General features: G+C 41.0%; 16 protein-coding genes. 11 read left to right on the top strand and 5 right to left on the bottom strand.

Translation table 11 applies throughout. The features are described 5' to 3' along the window. Nucleotides 1-5: 5 nt before the first annotated feature. The gene (locus BFU02S_RS03545; protein WP_066366640.1) at nt 6-2,105 is read right to left on the bottom strand and encodes a transglycosylase domain-containing protein; all 2,100 of its coding nucleotides are present in this window, start codon (nt 2,103-2,105) and stop codon (nt 6-8) included. 189 nt (nt 2,106-2,294) lie between these two features. On the opposite strand from BFU02S_RS03545, the gene BFU02S_RS03540 reads away from it, so the two are divergent. Continuing rightward, on the top strand, nt 2,295-2,561 hold the full coding sequence (locus BFU02S_RS03540; protein ID WP_066366638.1) for a phage holin: 267 nt from the start codon (nt 2,295-2,297) through the stop codon (nt 2,559-2,561). 235 nt (nt 2,562-2,796) lie between these two features. Next, nucleotides 2,797-3,855 (top strand): MDR family MFS transporter, encoded by a 1,059-nt coding sequence (locus tag BFU02S_RS03535; protein WP_268872887.1) that lies wholly within the window; start codon nt 2,797-2,799, stop codon nt 3,853-3,855. A gap of 267 nt (nt 3,856-4,122) precedes the next feature. Here the strand turns inward: BFU02S_RS03535 and BFU02S_RS03530 are convergent, their stop codons facing one another. Beyond that, a complete protein-coding gene (locus BFU02S_RS03530; RefSeq protein ID WP_066366621.1) occupies nt 4,123-4,353 on the bottom strand; it encodes a YczF family membrane protein in 231 nt (76 codons plus the stop codon). A 152-nt stretch (nt 4,354-4,505) separates the two neighbouring features. On the opposite strand from BFU02S_RS03530, the gene BFU02S_RS03525 reads away from it, so the two are divergent. Genes BFU02S_RS03525 through BFU02S_RS03515 form a run of 3 tightly spaced genes read left to right on the top strand, consistent with a single transcriptional unit; the run spans nt 4,506 to nt 8,443 of the window. Further along, nucleotides 4,506-6,101 (top strand): spore germination protein, encoded by a 1,596-nt coding sequence (locus BFU02S_RS03525; protein ID WP_066366745.1) that lies wholly within the window; start codon nt 4,506-4,508, stop codon nt 6,099-6,101. After that, nucleotides 6,098-7,306 (top strand): Ger(x)C family spore germination protein, encoded by a 1,209-nt coding sequence (locus tag BFU02S_RS03520; protein ID WP_066366618.1) that lies wholly within the window; start codon nt 6,098-6,100, stop codon nt 7,304-7,306. Before BFU02S_RS03525 ends, BFU02S_RS03520 begins: the two co-directional genes overlap by 4 nt. 21 nt (nt 7,307-7,327) lie before the next feature. After that, nucleotides 7,328-8,443 carry a GerAB/ArcD/ProY family transporter gene (locus BFU02S_RS03515; protein WP_066366614.1) on the top strand — a complete coding sequence of 372 codons (1,116 nt, stop codon included), beginning with the start codon at nt 7,328-7,330 and terminating at the stop codon, nt 8,441-8,443. A 17-nt stretch (nt 8,444-8,460) separates the two neighbouring features. On the opposite strand, the gene BFU02S_RS03510 is transcribed toward BFU02S_RS03515, so the two are convergent. The 3 genes from BFU02S_RS03510 to BFU02S_RS16235 all read right to left on the bottom strand — a co-directional run bounded on the left by BFU02S_RS03510 (nt 8,461) and on the right by BFU02S_RS16235 (nt 11,064). Then, nucleotides 8,461-10,122, bottom strand: coding sequence for a PAS domain S-box protein (locus tag BFU02S_RS03510; RefSeq protein ID WP_066366611.1), 1,662 nt, complete (start codon nt 10,120-10,122; stop codon nt 8,461-8,463). A 93-nt stretch (nt 10,123-10,215) separates the two neighbouring features. After that, nucleotides 10,216-10,722: a GNAT family N-acetyltransferase gene (locus tag BFU02S_RS03505; RefSeq protein WP_174520324.1), complete on the bottom strand. Its 507-nt coding sequence runs from the start codon at nt 10,720-10,722 to the stop codon at nt 10,216-10,218. 186 nt (nt 10,723-10,908) lie between these two features. Next, a complete protein-coding gene (locus tag BFU02S_RS16235; RefSeq protein ID WP_084360972.1) occupies nt 10,909-11,064 on the bottom strand; it encodes a YpzG family protein in 156 nt (51 codons plus the stop codon). 217 nt (nt 11,065-11,281) lie between these two features. Here BFU02S_RS16235 and BFU02S_RS03500 point away from each other — a divergent pair, with 217 nt between their 5' ends. From BFU02S_RS03500 to BFU02S_RS03475, 6 genes are all read left to right on the top strand, one after another. Then, nucleotides 11,282-12,460, top strand: a complete 1,179-nt coding sequence (locus tag BFU02S_RS03500; RefSeq protein WP_066366609.1) for an acyl-CoA dehydrogenase family protein — start codon at nt 11,282-11,284, stop codon at nt 12,458-12,460. A gap of 109 nt (nt 12,461-12,569) precedes the next feature. Further along, nucleotides 12,570-13,334 carry a 3-oxoacyl-ACP reductase FabG gene (gene fabG, locus BFU02S_RS03495; RefSeq protein ID WP_066366608.1) on the top strand — a complete coding sequence of 255 codons (765 nt, stop codon included), beginning with the start codon at nt 12,570-12,572 and terminating at the stop codon, nt 13,332-13,334. 22 nt (nt 13,335-13,356) lie between these two features. Beyond that, nucleotides 13,357-13,806 (top strand): MaoC family dehydratase N-terminal domain-containing protein, encoded by a 450-nt coding sequence (locus tag BFU02S_RS03490; protein WP_066366605.1) that lies wholly within the window; start codon nt 13,357-13,359, stop codon nt 13,804-13,806. Beyond that, entirely contained in the window at nt 13,803-14,204 is a 402-nt protein-coding gene (locus BFU02S_RS03485) for a MaoC/PaaZ C-terminal domain-containing protein (RefSeq protein WP_066366601.1), read from the top strand. Before BFU02S_RS03490 ends, BFU02S_RS03485 begins: the two co-directional genes overlap by 4 nt. 183 nt (nt 14,205-14,387) lie before the next feature. After that, nucleotides 14,388-15,161, top strand: coding sequence for an SDR family oxidoreductase (locus BFU02S_RS03480; RefSeq protein WP_066366599.1), 774 nt, complete (start codon nt 14,388-14,390; stop codon nt 15,159-15,161). A 67-nt stretch (nt 15,162-15,228) separates the two neighbouring features. Next, nucleotides 15,229-16,392, top strand: coding sequence for a thiolase family protein (locus BFU02S_RS03475; protein WP_066366597.1), 1,164 nt, complete (start codon nt 15,229-15,231; stop codon nt 16,390-16,392). The last annotated feature ends 142 nt before the right edge of the window (nt 16,393-16,534 follow it).

The raw sequence follows: 16,534 nt of genomic DNA, 5'->3' as shown, positions 1-16,534 counted from the left end.
GCGTGCTATCTTCTCATATCCTGCAATTTATTCACCAAAGTATTGACTGCATCTTCTACATTGTTCATAAAAGTATCCAACCCTTTTTTCCAAGTTGGGGCTTGTTCCTTGATTACAGAACCAATTTTCTTTGCATTTTCATTTAATTCCTGCCCGATTTTTTGTGCTTGTTCCTCAAAGGATGACCCTTGAGACGATTTGCCTGCCAACTCTTGATTTACTGACTGCACCGCAAAGTTTTGCTTTGGAATATATTGCAGTGAAGTTTTCATCATTTCTTTAAAAATCGGAACGACATTGGCAGAACTGGAACTTGGCAAATAATGTTCTTGATCGGTTTGGTCAAAGCCAAGCCAAATGGCGCCGACAAGATTAGGCATATATCCGACCATCCATTGGTCTTTCGTACCATTTTCGGTGAAAGGTAGCTGTGTTGAGCCGGTTTTGGCCGCAATTTGCACTCCCGGAATATATGCCCGTCTTCCTGTACCAGACTCCACCACATTTAGGAGCATGGAAGTCATTTCGTTCGCAACTTTAGCCGAAGTCACTTTTGTTATTTTCGGCTTTCGTTCGACAATAATATTGCCGGTTGGACCAACAATTTTGGTAATTAAATGGCTATCTTCCCTGTTTCCACCGTTAGCAAAAGCGGAAAAGGCATCAGCCATTTCTACCGGAGAAACACCTTTACTCATCCCGCCAAGGGCGATGGCTAGGTTTTCGTCCTGCTTCCCATAAGGAATACCAAAGCGTTTTAATGCATCAAGCCCTTTATCAAGCCCGACTTTATTTAACAGCCAAACGGCCGGTACATTGAGTGATTCTTCCAGCGCTTTGTACATTGGAACTTTGCCGGAATAGGTTTTGGTGAAATTTTCCGGTTTGTAATTTCCGAATGTAACGGGCTCATCATTCAGCTCTGATGAATACGTATATCCCGCCTCGAGTGCCGGTGTATAAACGACAAGCGGCTTTATGGTTGATCCGGGCTGTGCTTCGAGCTGTGTGGCTCGGTTGAACCCGCGGAACACATAGTTGCCGCGTCCGCCGACCAGTGCCCTGACCCCGCCGGTTGCAGGATCCAAGAGTACGGAACCGCTTTGCACCAGCTGTCCTCCCATTCCACTTGGGAATAAGTCATCTCGTTTATACAATCTTTCCAGATTCGCCTGCAAGTTTTGATCCATTTCTGTATAAATTCGATAACCTCGGGTTAAAATTTCATCTTGGGTTAATCCGTAACGAGAAATGGCTTCATTTAATACGGCATCGGTGTAGTATGGATATTTTCGTTCAATGTAGCTGCCGCCTCCATCGTGGAGTTTGATTTTCTCCGCTTTGGCTTGTTTATATTGCGCTCCCGTAATCATTCCCAGTTCTTTCATTTTGGCCAGCACGACATCCCGGCGTTTCATCGCCAAATCGTAATGTTTATACGGGTCAAGATAGTTAGGTGCATGTAGAAGACCGGCAAGCATGGCTGCTTCACTAATTGTTACATCTTGGATATTTTTATCGAAATATTTCCTTGAAGCATTGCCAATTCCCCATGCTCCACTGCCAAAATACACTTGATTTAAGTACATTTGCAGGATTTCATCTTTTGAATAGACTTTATCAAGTTTCACTGCTAAAAATAATTCCTCGATTTTGCGCCTAAACGTTTGTTCAGGTGAGAGAAGGGCATTTTTGGCCAGTTGCTGTGTAATCGTACTGCCGCCGGCGGTAATTCTACCTGCTAACAGATTGCCGAAAAAGGCGCGTGCGATTCCTCTGATATCAAAGCCGCCATGCTCATAAAATCTCTCATCTTCAATGGCGACAACGGCATTTGGAACGTATTTGGGAAGATCTTTGATATTCACACCCCTCGTACGATTGGTTGTTACATTGGTGGCAACTTGGCCGTCTTTATCATAGATCACGGTAGGCTGGCTAAGGCCTTTCTTCAATGATTGGACATTTGCTCTTGAAGCAAGCCAGCCAAAATAACAGATGGTTACAAGAACAACAATAAGAATGATTAATAAAATAATTTGCGTGAGATGGAGTTTCTTCCAAAGCCGGACGGCCTTTTCCCAATATGGCTGTAACTTGTCCATTGCATCTCCTTACCTTTAATGGGATTTATAACTTTTATATTATAGTTTCTCTTCCTTAAAAAGACCACAAAAGTGTTTTGCTGCTATTATCCCACTTAAACAATATTTTATCTAAGAAGGATAAACGTGGACAACCATTTTCACTTCAAGCATATGTTACTAAAAAGGTATTTCGATAGAGGTGAGATGATGATCAACTGGAAGGTCCGCTTTAAAAACCGGAATTGGGTGATTGCCTTTATTTCACAACTTTTTATTGTGGCGGAGCTCATTCTAACTGGGTTGCATTATCTGGGTATAACCAATTTTCAATTGACCCATGTATTTAAAGATTGGGTCATAACATTAGTGAATGCTATTTTTGTTCTTCTTGGTATGTTGGGAATCATCCAGGACCCGACAACAAAGGGGATCAGCGACAGTAGTCGAGCAATGAAATATAAAGAACCGAATTAACATATAAGCCAGCTTGGTAGGAGGCTGGCGTTTTAATTTTTCTAAAAAGGAAAAAATTTCCTTACATTCATGCCGTAAAATAGTTAACTAGTAAGTACATAGATAAGATGTAGGGACCTGCCTATGAACAAAGTAAAAAATTATGTCGCACAGTTCCACCCGATTGTTTGGGTATTATTAGTTGGTACCGCATTATCACGCGGTTCCGTCTTTATGACACTGCCATTTTTTATCGATTTTTTTATCCAGGAATATGGATGCTTCACCGCTTGTTATTGGTTTAACAGTTGCCATGAGCCCGTTAATGGGTACAGTTGGCGGATTTGTCGGAGGTCATTTATCAGACCGGTTTGGAAGAAAACCGATCATGCTGACATCTGTTTTCGGACTTGCCCTTGTCTACTATGGTTTTACCATTGTGAATGGACAGGGATGGTTTATTTTGTTAAATGCTTTTAACGGTTTATGCGGATCGTTCTTTGAACCTTCATCCCAGGCCATGATGGCTGATTTCACCGACAAAGACAAACGAATCATAGTGTATTCATTACGCTATACGGCCATTAATATTGGTGCTTCTGTTGGACCGTTAATTGGTGCATATTTGGCAAACACATCTGCAAGGATGTCATTTCTTTTGACAGGCTCTACTTACTTGATTTATGGTCTTGCACTATTATGGTTCATGAAAAAACTGGTTATTTCAAAAGTGGAAACTGACAAAAAGATTGTATCGTTCGCTAATGCTTTCCATGTGGTTAAAACAGATAAAGCCCTAAGATACCTTTTACTTGGAATTATAGTAATTAATATCGGTTATGTTCAAATGGATTCGAATTTGCCGCAGTTTTTAGCGAAACACGTGGAAAATGGTATTGCGATTTTTTCCGTACTGATAACGTTGAATGCCATTATGGTCGTCATGCTGCAAGTGTCGATCAGTCATCTTGCAGAGAAATTCAGTTTGATGCAAGTAATGGTGGTTGGTGCTATCTGTATTTCTGCAGGGTTAATTGGTTTCAGTTTTATTAACGGCTGGATGATGGGAATTCTTTCAGGCGTGTTATTTACATTAGGGGAAATATTAATTTTCCCTTCTAATAACATGATGATGGACCACTTGGCTCCGGAACATTTACGTGGGACGTATTTCGGAGCTGGCCAGTTTCGAAAAATCGGTAATTTTCTCGGTCCGATTGTTGGAGGCTTCTTAATGGGACATTTATCCGGACAACTGATGTTTTGGATCATTGCCCTCATTAGGAAGTATGATATTTTTCTTGGCAGGGAATAAAACCTATTTAAAATCACGAGAAACCGAGCTTGGCAATAGTCTGTAAGAAAAGCGTAAGCGCCTTGGTCAGCCCCGACGGGCAAATGTTCTTCTGCCCTAAAAGTCTGGTTTTTGGACTTTTAGGGTAGAAGGTTATTTGTCCCGAGGGGCTAGGCGCTGAAGCTGGACAATTTTCGAAGTCAAAATTTTCTTTCTTATCTTGTGAAAATGCCTTTGGTCAAAACTGGACCAAAGGCATTTTTTACATTACCTACAATATGACTTGATTTAAGAAGAGTTGCTATTTTGTTTCTTTTTCACGAACTCATAAATCGCTTTTATTGCAAAATAAAGAGCAAAAATCGAAAAGAAGATCATTTCAATTCCCTCTGTTACTCTAAATGGATCCAATTCTTTTTCAATGATTCCGGAAAGAGGGAAATGCATGATTAAATCTAATGAAACGATAAACATGAACATAGCTACAGACAAAAGCACCATGACGAAGAATACTTTCACGCAAATAACTCCTATCTTTCATTTACCTTATTATTCCATAAATAAAACATTCTTAATCTTCCATTTAGTGGATAAATGGAGCTATTTTGGTTAACATAACCACTAATAAAAGCTTGATAAGTGAGGCCGAAATAGTGTCGATTTTATCGAAAATGCTAAAAAAGAAACACCAAAGAAGGCAAAGTGATAATTACCGTCAAATACTGGATCCATTAAAGCCGGATGATTTGCCGATTGATCGAGATGTGCAAATGAATATTAAACATTTACAAGAGGAAATGGGAAATAGTTCCGACCTCGTTATTCGGCAAATAAAAATCGGGCAAATTGGGGGAGCACTTGCTTATATCGATGGACTTGTAGATGGGAAAGGAATCAGCGATTATATTTTAGAATCATTTACGGAAACCAAGCAAATTAGTGAGGAATCAGACCTTTTTCAATTTGTTATGGATAAAATCGTGGCGGTTGGTTCCATCCGAACCATTCGAAACTGGAATGCATTGTTCGATGCATTATTATCAGGCTGTACGGTCATTTTTTTAAACGGATATAGTAAAGCACTGAGCGGGGAAACGAGGGGAGGAGATCGGCGCCCAATCCAAGAACCTTCCCAGCAATTATCCATCCGTGGACCGAAAGATGCTTTTAACGAAACATTGAGGACCAATACTGCCTTAATCCGAAGGCGGATCAAAAGCCCGAACCTTTGGGTGGAAACAATGAAAATTGGTACAATTACCCAAACAGATGTTGCGATTCTTTATGTAAAAGGCATCGCAAATGAAGAAATCATTCAGGAGGTAAGGGACAGGCTGCATCGAATCAATATTGATTCGATTATAGATTCAGGGTATGTTGAACAATCGATTGAAGATCAAACCTTTACTTCCTTTCCGACGACCTATCATACAGAAAGACCGGATGTCGTAGCTTCGCAGCTTGTTGAAGGCAGAATTGCCATCGTGGTTGACGGCAGTCCGTTTGTCCTAACAGTCCCTGCGGTATTTGTCCAGTTTTTTCAGGCACCGGATGATTATTACTCTCGCTTTGATCTTTCAACAGGTATTCGTGTTTTACGAATTATCGCTTTTTTTATTGCGCTGATTGGCCCGTCGTTGTATATTGCGGCCACAACGTTTCATCAGGAAATGATTCCGACGACACTGGCGATTGCGATTGCTGCACAGCGGGAAAATGTTCCGTTTCCGGCTTTTGTCGAGGCATTGGTCATGGAGGTCACCTTTGAAATTTTACGGGAAGCCGGCTTGCGTCTTCCAAGGGCAGTAGGTCAGGCAGTTTCTATTGTAGGTGCGCTAGTAATCGGGCAAGCAGCTGTACAGGCCAATATCGTGTCTCCCATGATGGTCATTGTTGTTTCTATTACAGCGATCGCTAATTTTTCAACACCTGTTTTTGCAATGGCCATTTCTGTACGATTGCTTCGGTTTGTCCTGATGGCACTGGCCGCTTTCACCGGTTTTTATGGCATCATGATTGGCCTTATGATTATGGCGATTCACCTCTGTTCATTGCGTTCCTTTGGTGTGCCTTATATGGCGCCGCTGGCACCGTTTAATACAGAGAACCAGCAGGATGTATTTATCCGGTTTCCAATTTGGGCGTTTAAAAATCGTCCCCAATTTATTAGTAAAGGTAATACCGTAAGGACAGGATCCAATCAAAAACCAGCCCCGCCGAGTCAAAACGTAAAAGAATCACAAAATTCGGAAGGAAAAAAGTCATGAAGAATTTGTTTGCTTGTGTGTTGCTGCTTCTTAGTACCGTTACCCTTCTAAGTGGCTGTTGGGATCAGCAGGAGCTAACAGACTTGGCCTTTGTGATGGCAATGGGCGTTGATAAAGGAAAAAAAGAAAAATTTGATGTTTCCCTTCAAGTGGTCGTTCCGGCCAGTGTGGCATCAGGACAAAATGGCGGCGGAGGCCAAGGATCACCCGTTATTGTTTATAAAAGCTCCGGGAATAATTTAACAGAAGCGAGCCGTAGAGCAGCTAAACAAATTCCGCGGTCAATATATTATGCCCATACGAAGATCTTTGTGATCAGTGAGGAACTGGCAAAAGATGGGATTTTGGATTTGTTGGATGCATTGGACCGAGATGCTGTTTTTCGGACCACTACCTTTGTAACGATTGCTAAAGGAGGCAGGGCAGAGGATTTTATCGCAACGCTGACAAATCTGGATAAAATTCCGGTACAAAAATTTATCAAAACGCTACAAGCAACAGAACGAATGCTCGGTGAAAATATTAAAGTAAGTATTGATGATATTCTTGCAAACCTTATCGACCCTGGAAAAGAACCAGTCATTAGCGCCTTTAGATTAACGGGAAATTCGAAAAAAGGGACAACACCGCAATCAGTTGTTACGACAAAACCTCCTGCGTTGGTTACAGCAGATGGTCTTGCGGTTTTTAAAGGCGGAAAGTTAGCGGGTTGGTTAACCGGCAACGAAGCGAAAGGGGCTGTTTGGGTCATGAAAAAAATGCAAGGGACAGATATTAATTTTAATTGGGAGGGCAAAAAAGATGCTGTCAGCACAATCCCTTTTATCTCAAAAACCAAAATTTCCCTAGTGACGAAAAACGGAAAACCTTCGATGAACGTCTTGATTGAAACCTCGTTTAAACTTAGTGAAATAAATGTCCCTTATGAAGTAACAAATTCAATGAGCATGGATGTGATCGAGAAAAAAACAGCTGAACAGATCAAGAAAGATGTGGAACGCTCGATCCATAAAGCGCAATCCTTAAAAGCGGATATTTTTGGATTTGGAGACTATGTACATCGGGTAAATCCTAATATCTGGAAGAAAATGAAAGGCGATTGGAATGCTCAATTTGCTAAAATGGAGATTCATGTTAAAGTTGATGCCCATTACCGTTCTGCAGGAAAACGTAATAACCCATTTTGGAATGATTTGAAACAGTAATTGGGAAAGGGGGAGATTTCGATGGAAAAAGCCAAAATCAGTGCAAGACAGTTATTTGTTCTTGTAGTATTGTTTGAAATGGGCAGTGCAATTTTGGTTGGGTACCCAGTAAAACTGAAACAGGATGCCTGGATTGCTATTTTGCTTGGCATGGCAGGGGGCATCTTGCTTTTTCTCGTCTATTATCGTTTATTTTTGTTCTATCCGAATCTCCCTCTGACAAGTTATGTTCAATTCATTATGGGGAAATGGATTGGTCGGTTCATCGGCTTTTTCTATATTATTTATTTTGCCTATTTAGCTGCTAGAGTGCTGCGAGATTTTGGAGAATTGCTTACGGCGACGGTATATACGCAAACTCCTCTTTTTTTTCTCATGGCATTGCTTATTCTTACCATTATTTATGCGCTTCATAAAGGGTTTGAAGTGCTTGCTAGGGTAGGGGAGCTTTATTTTGGCGTCGTGTATTTTATAGCGATCGGCGGCTTTTTCTTGCTTATTTTTTCCGGGTTAATTCATTTGGAAAATTTAAGGCCGATATTAGAAAATGGCTTGATGCCGATTTTTAAGAGTGTTCTTACCCAAAATCTTACGTTTCCGTTTGGGGAAATGGTCGTATTTACCATGGTGCTTCCCTATTTAAATAAGCCGGAGAAAGTAAAGAAAGTTTGTATTTCTGGCATCATCTTAAGCGGAATCAACTTTACGATTGCATGTGTAATCAATATCGCGACTCTTGGAACCGGCTTGTTTATACGGTCTCCATATCCACTGCTATCAACCGTCAGTAAAATCGAGCTTGCCAATTTCATCGAGCGGCTTGATGTCTTGTTTATGCTTTATTTAATCATTGCCGGTTTTATTAAAGTAGCCGTCTTCACTTATGCAGCGATAATTGGAACAACGGATCTGTTCCAATTTCAGGATCATAAAAAACTAACTTTACCGATTGGCCTTTTCATCCTATTAACTGCTATGATGATTGCGAAAAATTACGCAGAACATATTGAAGAAGGGCTAAGGGTTGTTCCGATCTATGTTCATTGGCCCTTCCAGATTATAATCCCGCTCATTTTATTAGGAGTTGCCTATTTTCGTAATCGTCACAATCAGCAAGAAGCGGTCTCCATTAAATAATAAAAAACTGCCGAACTCTAAGTGATCGGCAGTTTGTCAATGTTTTCAACGGATTGTGACAAGGGGAAATAGATGGAAACTGTTGTTCCGATCTGTTTCTGGGTTTCAAAATGGATGGTCCCTTTATGTGCTTGAACAATCTTAAAGCTGACAGTTAGTCCCAGCCCTGTTCCTTTTTCTTTTGATGAATAAAAAGGTTCACCAAGTCTCTTTAATCTTTCTTTCGAAATTCCGCATCCATTGTCTTTAATGGTGATGAGTAGCTGATCTGTCCCGGCTTGTTCGAGGGTAACCATCACATTCCCGCCATTAACAGAAGCTTCAACAGCATTTTTAATCAGATTAATAAATAATTGCTTAAGTTGATTCGGTTCGCAATCCATCACAATGTCTTCATCAGGTAAAAACGCTTCAATCTGAACATTATACAGTCTTGCTTCTGTGCGTAATAATGAAATGCAATCGTCTAACAGGTTTTGCACGACCGCTGTTTTCAATTTAAGGTGCTGAGGCTTGGCAAGCAGAAGCAGTTCTCCGACAATATGGTTAATCCGATTTAATTCATCTAGCATAATTTGGTAATACGCTTGGTGTTTTTGATCATCGGTCTGCATCAGCTGAACAAAACCTTTTAAAGAAGTAAGCGGGTTACGAATTTCGTGCGCAACGCTGGCAGAGAGTTCTCCGACAACAGATAGTTTTTCCGTTCGTCTAAGCCGTTCTTCTGTCTTTCTCATTTCGGTTACATCCCGGCCATATCCAATAATTCCGGTAGTGTTACCATTTACAACAATCGGAACAGAGGTGCATTGCAGGATCATGATATTCTCTCGTGCATCGGGGATTTTAAGCTCGTACATAACTGGCTTACTCTCTTTTGTGACGGTTGAAATAAATTTATGAAGATGCCGATTATACTTTTGAGGCAGAATGGTTGCTATATTTTTACCAATCATTTCGTCTCTTTTGAAGCCGGTGATGACCTCAAAATGAGGATTTAAATTGATAATATTACCATGTAAATCGAGCATATAAATAATATCAGGGCTGTAATCAAATAATGATTTATATTGTTGCCGGCTTTCCTCAAGCTGCCTGGCTAATTGGATTTTTTCCGTAATATCTCGTCCTATGATCACAAGTCCTTGGCGTGAACCATCTGTGTGAAACAACGGAACTTTAATCGTATCAAATGTTTTTGGTGGACCTTCCGGCATTGGAACGATTTCTTCTGCACGGGTAATGGTTCCGTTTTTCCAAGTTTCCTCATCCGTTACTTCACAGTTTCGGAGTGCATCAGCATAGAATGGTGAGTATTCCGCTAAATCTGAGTCTTTTTTGCCTCGATAACCCACATTTTCAAGTTGGAACAATTTTAACCCAAACTCGTTTGCTTCAATCCATCTTCCTTCCCCGTCTTTAAACGTAACAAAGTCAATCATGGAATTAATTAACGTTGATAAACGTTTTTGATCTTCTTTGCAAGAATGAAGCTGCTTTGATTTATTGATCGAATAGTAGATAAAGCAGCCAGTAGTTACAACATAAAGAAATTCTTTTAAACTAATCAAAATTTTACCTATAAAAGGGGGTACAAATTCTTTAATTACATAATTGGAACCATAAATCCACAAAATACTAAAGATAATATAAAATAGAATTAGTTTTTTTTTCTGCATGTAAAATCTTCAATTCCTTTAGGAAATCTTTTCAACTATAGTATATTTTACTAGATGATAAATAAGTTTGGAAGCTTAAAATAATAGAAAAAGTTATAAAGAAGAAATTCTTCTTCCTAAAATAATTAAATCCCTTTCAATCCCATCTAGTTCTGCTATGTTCGGGAGATGGCCCCATTTTTGAAAACCAAAGCGCTGAAACAGCTTTAAACTTGGTTCATTATGGGCAAAGATAAATCCAAGTAATGTTTTAATGTTCAATCCAGGGCAAGCATCGATTGCTTTTTGGAGCAGAAAAGGCCCCAGCTTTTTCCCGCGATAATCCGTATGAATATAAATACTAATTTCTGCGGTAGCGTGATAGGCTGGTCTTCCGTAAAACGATTGAAAACTGATCCAGCCGCAAATATTGCCATTATATTCTGCTATCCAAAGCGGACGAAACTTTGGAGAATGGTCATGAAACCATTGAATACGGCTTTCCACGCTTACCGGTTCTGTATCAGCTGTTACCATCCTGCTAGGAATCGTTGAATTGTAAATGTCGACAATAGCCGGCAGATCCTCTAGTTCAGCATTGCGCAAGTGTAATGTATTCAATTATTGTCACTCCGATTTCTAGTTTCTAGAAATATGTTATCGTTATCAGCAAGTTAGCGCAATATGTTTATGCAAGAAAACTTCTGAAGCAATAGTTTCAATGAAAAAAAGAAGCCTTTTCCCGAATCGGAAAAAGGCTTCGAAGTTCGCGGACAATCCCGCGTGTTTCGTTTCATTGCCAAAACATTACCCCCAGCGATGGGCTTTGGCATTGCTCCTTAAGATGATTCCGCTATGTGACAGCTTTGTTTGGCCTTTTACTTGAGATTTTTGGCGTTTTGGTCTTGTCCAAGTATAGAGAAAACGCTCAGACTGTGAATCCAAGTAGTCCCTGTAGCTCATCAAATCACCTCTTGTAGGATACTTTGAAACGAGATATTCAAATGAATATCACTATTATCATTTGCTTGCTTTCAAGTAAATAGTCATGAAAAATGAATTGGAATCTTTTTAAAATAAAACTTGTATTTTCTGAAAGTTCGAAATAAAATTAAAGTAAACATACCAACCGGTGGGTATGTTAAATAAAACATATTAGATTCCTAGAGGAGTGAAAAGTATGCATTTGCGTCTGACGGATGAACAAAAAATGGTGCAGCAAACAATTAGAAAATTCGTGGAAAAAGAGCTAATGCCACTTGAAAATGATGTGTTAAGAAATGAACGGGAAGGGAAACCAAGCTTGCCTCCAGGTAAATTGAAAGAATTACAACTAAAAGCAAAAGAAGCTGGTTTCTGGGGAATCAATACACCGGAAGAATACGGCGGCGCCAATTTGGGACAAATGATGATGGCCATTGTGTTAATGGAAGTTGCCAAAACGTTCGTTCCATTCTCCTTTGGCGGATCTGCCGATAACATTCTTTATTACGGAAATGAAGAACAAAAGAAAAAATATTTAATTCCAACCATCAATGGGGAAAAGAAATCATGTTTTGCCATGACCGAACCTGGTGCCGGATCAGACACCCGCAATATTAAAATGATCGCTGTAAAGGATGGAAATGAATGGGTGTTAAACGGTGAAAAGACCTTCATTACCGGTGGAAATGAGGCCGATTTCGTTATGGCAATGGCTATTACGGATAAAGAACTGCATCAAAAATCAAGAGGACGCGAAGGAGTAACTTGCTTTATTGTCGACCGTGATATGGGCTGGAAATCAGAATTCATACATACAATGGGTGAATGGGGGCCAGCCGGATTAGTGTTTGATGATGTCCGTGTCCCGGAAGAAAATATCCTTGGAGAGCTGCACAAAGGCTACAATCTGGGACTTGAATGGATTGGCTTTGCGCGCTGGGTTGTCGGTGCAAGAGCAGTCGGTACGGCTGAGCGTCTATTGCAAATGGCAATCGACTATTCGAAAGAACGGGTAACCTTTGGGAAACCAATCGCTGAACGACAGGCAATCCAATGGATGATTGCTGACTCTGCTGTTGAAATTGAAGCAGCTAAATGGTTAGTATTAAATGCAGCTTGGACACTTGATAATGGTGAAGATAACCGTCACCTTGCATCAATGGCTAAATTGTATGGCGCCAATATGGGGAATCGTGTCGTTGACCGCGTCATGCAAATTCATGGAGGTATGGGTTACACGAAAGAATTGCCAATTGAAAGATGGTACCGTGAAGCTCGTCTGTGGAGAATTTACGATGGAACTGACGAAATTCAGCGCATGATCATTTCCCGAAACTTACTGAAAGGTCATGTGAAAATTGATCAATACGTGTAACCCGAAAATTGAAAAAGCGTTATCTAAATGAAAAATAAAGGTGGACTGAGTGTTTTTCCGGTATAGGAGATCACGAAAAAAGAAAATTTGATTTATAGGAGGAGATATAATGGCAGGAAGATTTGCTGGAAAAGTGGCATTTGTGACTGGAGGCAGTAGGGGAATTGGCAAAGGAATCGTGGAATTGTTCGCAGAAGAAGGCGCAAAAGTGGCGATTATTGACTTAAATGAAGAAGCTTTAAGCCAAACAGCCAATGAATTAAGAGAAAAAGGCCATGATGTGTATGCTAAAGTGGCTAATGTAGTGAATGCTGAAGAAGTAGAAAATGTCGCAAAGGAAATTGTTGAAACATTTGGATCTTTGGACATTTTGGTGAATAATGCCGGGGTGATCCGCGACAATTTGCTGTTCAAAATGACGGACTCTGATTGGCAGGCAGTAATGGATGTGCATTTAAAAGGTTCTTTTCATGCTGCCCGTGCTGCCCAAAAATATATGGTGCAAAATAAATATGGTCGTATCATCAACATTTCATCAACTTCAGCGCTCGGCAATCGCGGTCAGGCTAACTATGCTGCGGCAAAAGCCGGGCTGCAGGGCTTTACAAAAACCTTGGCGATTGAACTGGGACGTTATGGAATAACAACGAACTGTGTTGCCCCAGGATTTATTGAAACGGATATGACAAAACAAACAGCAGAAAGAATCGGCATTTCCTTCGAACAGCTTATTCAAGCTAGCGTTGCCAATATTCCTGTCGGACGCAGCGGCAAACCGGCAGATATCGCAAACGCAGTCGCATTCTTTGCTGATGAGAAATCATCCTTTATCAACGGTCAGGTCATCTATGTCGCCGGTGGACCTAAATGCTAAAAAACAAGTGAGGTGAGGCATATTGTTCAAAGATCAAATTGGCAAAAAATCTGCCAAAGTCAAAAATATCGTCGAAAGGGGTGTTGTCAAGAAATTTGCTGAAGCAATCGGCGACCTACATCCGATTTATTACGATGAAGAGGTTGGGGAAAAGTCAAGATATAAGAAGAATATTGCACCGCCAACCTTCCCGCGGGTATTCGATTACGGTTTCATTGAAGGTCTGCACCTGCCGAATAAAGGCTTGATTCATGGGGAACAAAGTTTTCACTATAACCGTCCGCTGTTTGTTGGCGAGGAAATTTATTGCTATACAACGATAAAGAATTATTTTGAAAAGAAAGGGAGCTTTGGAGAAATGGGATTCCTGGTCATTGAGAACATTGGTGAAGATGCAGCAGGAAAGGTCATTTTTAGCTCCACTTCAACTGTCATCATTTCGGAAGCGGTAAGGAAGGTGTTGGCGAAATGAGTAGACTAGCAGAATTACAGGTTGGCCAATCGCTAAATGAAGTTAGCCTTGCGCCTGTTTCAAGGATTGCCCTAATCAAATATGCCGGCGCTTCCGGTGACTTTAACCCGATTCATACCATTGATGACGAGGCGGCAAAAGCAGGCTTGCCGGGGATTATTGCTCATGGAATGTGGACAATGGGCAACCTGGCAAAACTTTTTACGGAATATTATGAAGAAGGTTTTGTGAAGGATTATTCTATTCGCTTTAAAAATATGGTGTTTTTGAATGATGTAATAACATTAAAAGCTGAATTAAAGGAAAAGCAAGACAAAACACTAAAGTTTTCTGTTAAAGCCGTTAATCAACATGGCAAAGTGACAATAGCGGGCAATGTTGTTTATCAGCTTTACTAATACGAAAGATAGACCAGTATTGGCCCGGCATTAACAGGAAGTTTCCTGATGAATGCTGGGTTTATTGCTAAATTGGATAGGATCTTTTGTTTTAAAAAAATAATTGAAATTTCAAAACAGTTCGAATGAAGTGCGCCGTAGGTACGAATGACGGAAGTACCAATAATCTTAGGAGGATCATTCATGCACGTTAAAGAACTATTTGATTTAACTGGAAAAGTTGCCATTGTTACAGGCGGAGGCCGGGGGCTTGGTCAGCAAATTGCAGAAGGCTTCGCCGAAGCAGGGGCACATGTCGTTGTCTGCTCAAGAAAACTGGAGGCCTGTGAGGAAGTCAGCGAAAGTCTGAAAAAGCTTGGCATTGAGAGCTTAGCGTTACAATGCGATGTGACAAATCCGGAAGACGTTAAACGAACGGTGGAACAAACGCTTGAACAGTTTGGTCACATAGATATTCTTGTGAATAATAGCGGTGCTTCCTGGGGAGCTCCGGTGGAAGAGATGCCGCTTGATGCCTGGTATAAGGTAATGAATACGAATGTCACCGGCACTTTCTTAATGTCACAGGAAGTCGGTAAAGTAATGATTCAACAAAAAGGCGGCAAAATCATTAATATTGCCTCCACTGCCGGACTTGGCGGTTCCAATCCGAACGTCATGAATGCAATAGGTTATAACACTAGCAAAGGAGCAGTCATTACCTTTACAAAGGATCTGGCGACGAAATGGGGCCATCATGGAATATATGTTAATGCCATTGCTCCGGGATTTTTTCCAACGAAGATATCCAAGGTGTTACTTGAAAAAAGAGGAAATCAAATCCTTGAAGGAACGCCATTAAGAAGATTTGGCTCTGACTCAGATTTGAAAGGGGTAGCAGTCTTTTTGGCAGCACCGGCATCAAACTTTATGACCGGAGACGTACTGGTAGTCGATGGCGGCGCACATGTAATGTAGTTGGAACTGTTCTTTTAGAAAAAAGAATCACATGGTCCAAATTTTAGTAAATAGGAGGCAATAGGTTATGCGAGAAGTTGTGATTGTTGAAGGAGTCCGTACCCCTGTAGGAAAGAGAAATGGGCTATTTAGTTCAGTCCGTCCAGATGAGTTGGCGGCAAAAGTTTTGAAAGAATTAGTCCATCGTGCCGGCATCTCCTCTAGTTTAGTTGAAGATGTGATTCTAGGCTGTGTTGCTCAGGTAGAAGAGCAAGGATTAAATATTGCACGTACTGCTGCTTTAATGGCGGATTTTCCTATACACGTTCCAGGAACGACCATTGACCGCCAATGTGGCTCCGGTCAACAGGCCATTCATTTTGCCGCTCAGGCAATAGTAAGCGGAGATATGGATGTGGTTATTGCCGGCGGTGTCGAGAGCATGAGTAGAGTTCCAATGGGGTCATCCAGAAAGGAATCAACTTGGAGTAACGTGTTGACTTCTAAATATGAAATGATTCATCAAGGCTTATCCGCCGAGCGGATTGCGGAAAAATGGGGGTACAGCCGCAGCCAGCTTGATCAATTTTCGCTTGAGAGCCACCAAAAAGCGGTCAAAGCACAAGATGAAGGCCGTTTTGACCGCGAGATTATGCCTGTTGAAGTAACGCTTGAAGATGGAACTACGGTCGTAGTCAAGCATGATGAAGGCCCGAGAAGAGATACGTCATTGGATAAACTGGCATCCCTTAAACCTGCCTTTATGCAAGGTGGAAGAATACATGCCGGAAATTCCAGTCAAATGAGTGATGGTGCTGCAGCCCTCCTTTTAATGTCACGGGAAAAAGCAGAGAAGCTTGGGCTGAAACCGCGGTTCCGTATTGTGGCGCGTTCTGTTGTCGGTTCTGATCCGACTTTAATGCTGACAGGCCCTTCCATCGCATCGAAAAAAGTTCTTGAAAAAGCGGGGCTTTCTATTGAAGATATGAACACTTATGAGGTGAATGAGGCTTTTGCACCTGTTCCGATGCTCTGGTTAGATGAAATGAAGGCTGACCGTAAGAAGCTAAATCCAAATGGAGGGGCGATCGCTTTAGGACACCCATTAGGCGGAACCGGTGCCCGTTTGATGGTTACCATGATGCATGAATTGGAAAGAACAGGAGGCCGCTACGGTCTACAGGCCATTTGCGAGGGCGGAGGAATGGCTAACGCGACTATTATTGAAAGGATTGGTGAAATACACGATTGAAATGCTGATTTTATGAGCAGGGGAGTTAGCTTCTCTGCTTTTAATCCGGCGTTTATAAGAAATTTGCTCGATGCAAATTGTTGAAAATTCTAAAAATTTCATGTATACTATTCATGTGATCAAAAATACTAACTAGTTAGTA

The organism is Neobacillus fumarioli NBRC 102428 (genome assembly GCF_001591485.1).
Taxonomy (GTDB): Bacteria; Bacillota; Bacilli; order Bacillales; family Cytobacillaceae; genus Neobacillus; species Neobacillus fumarioli.
The sequence above is the reverse complement of the archived record's forward strand: the minus strand, read 5'-3'. Positions and strand labels throughout refer to the sequence as shown.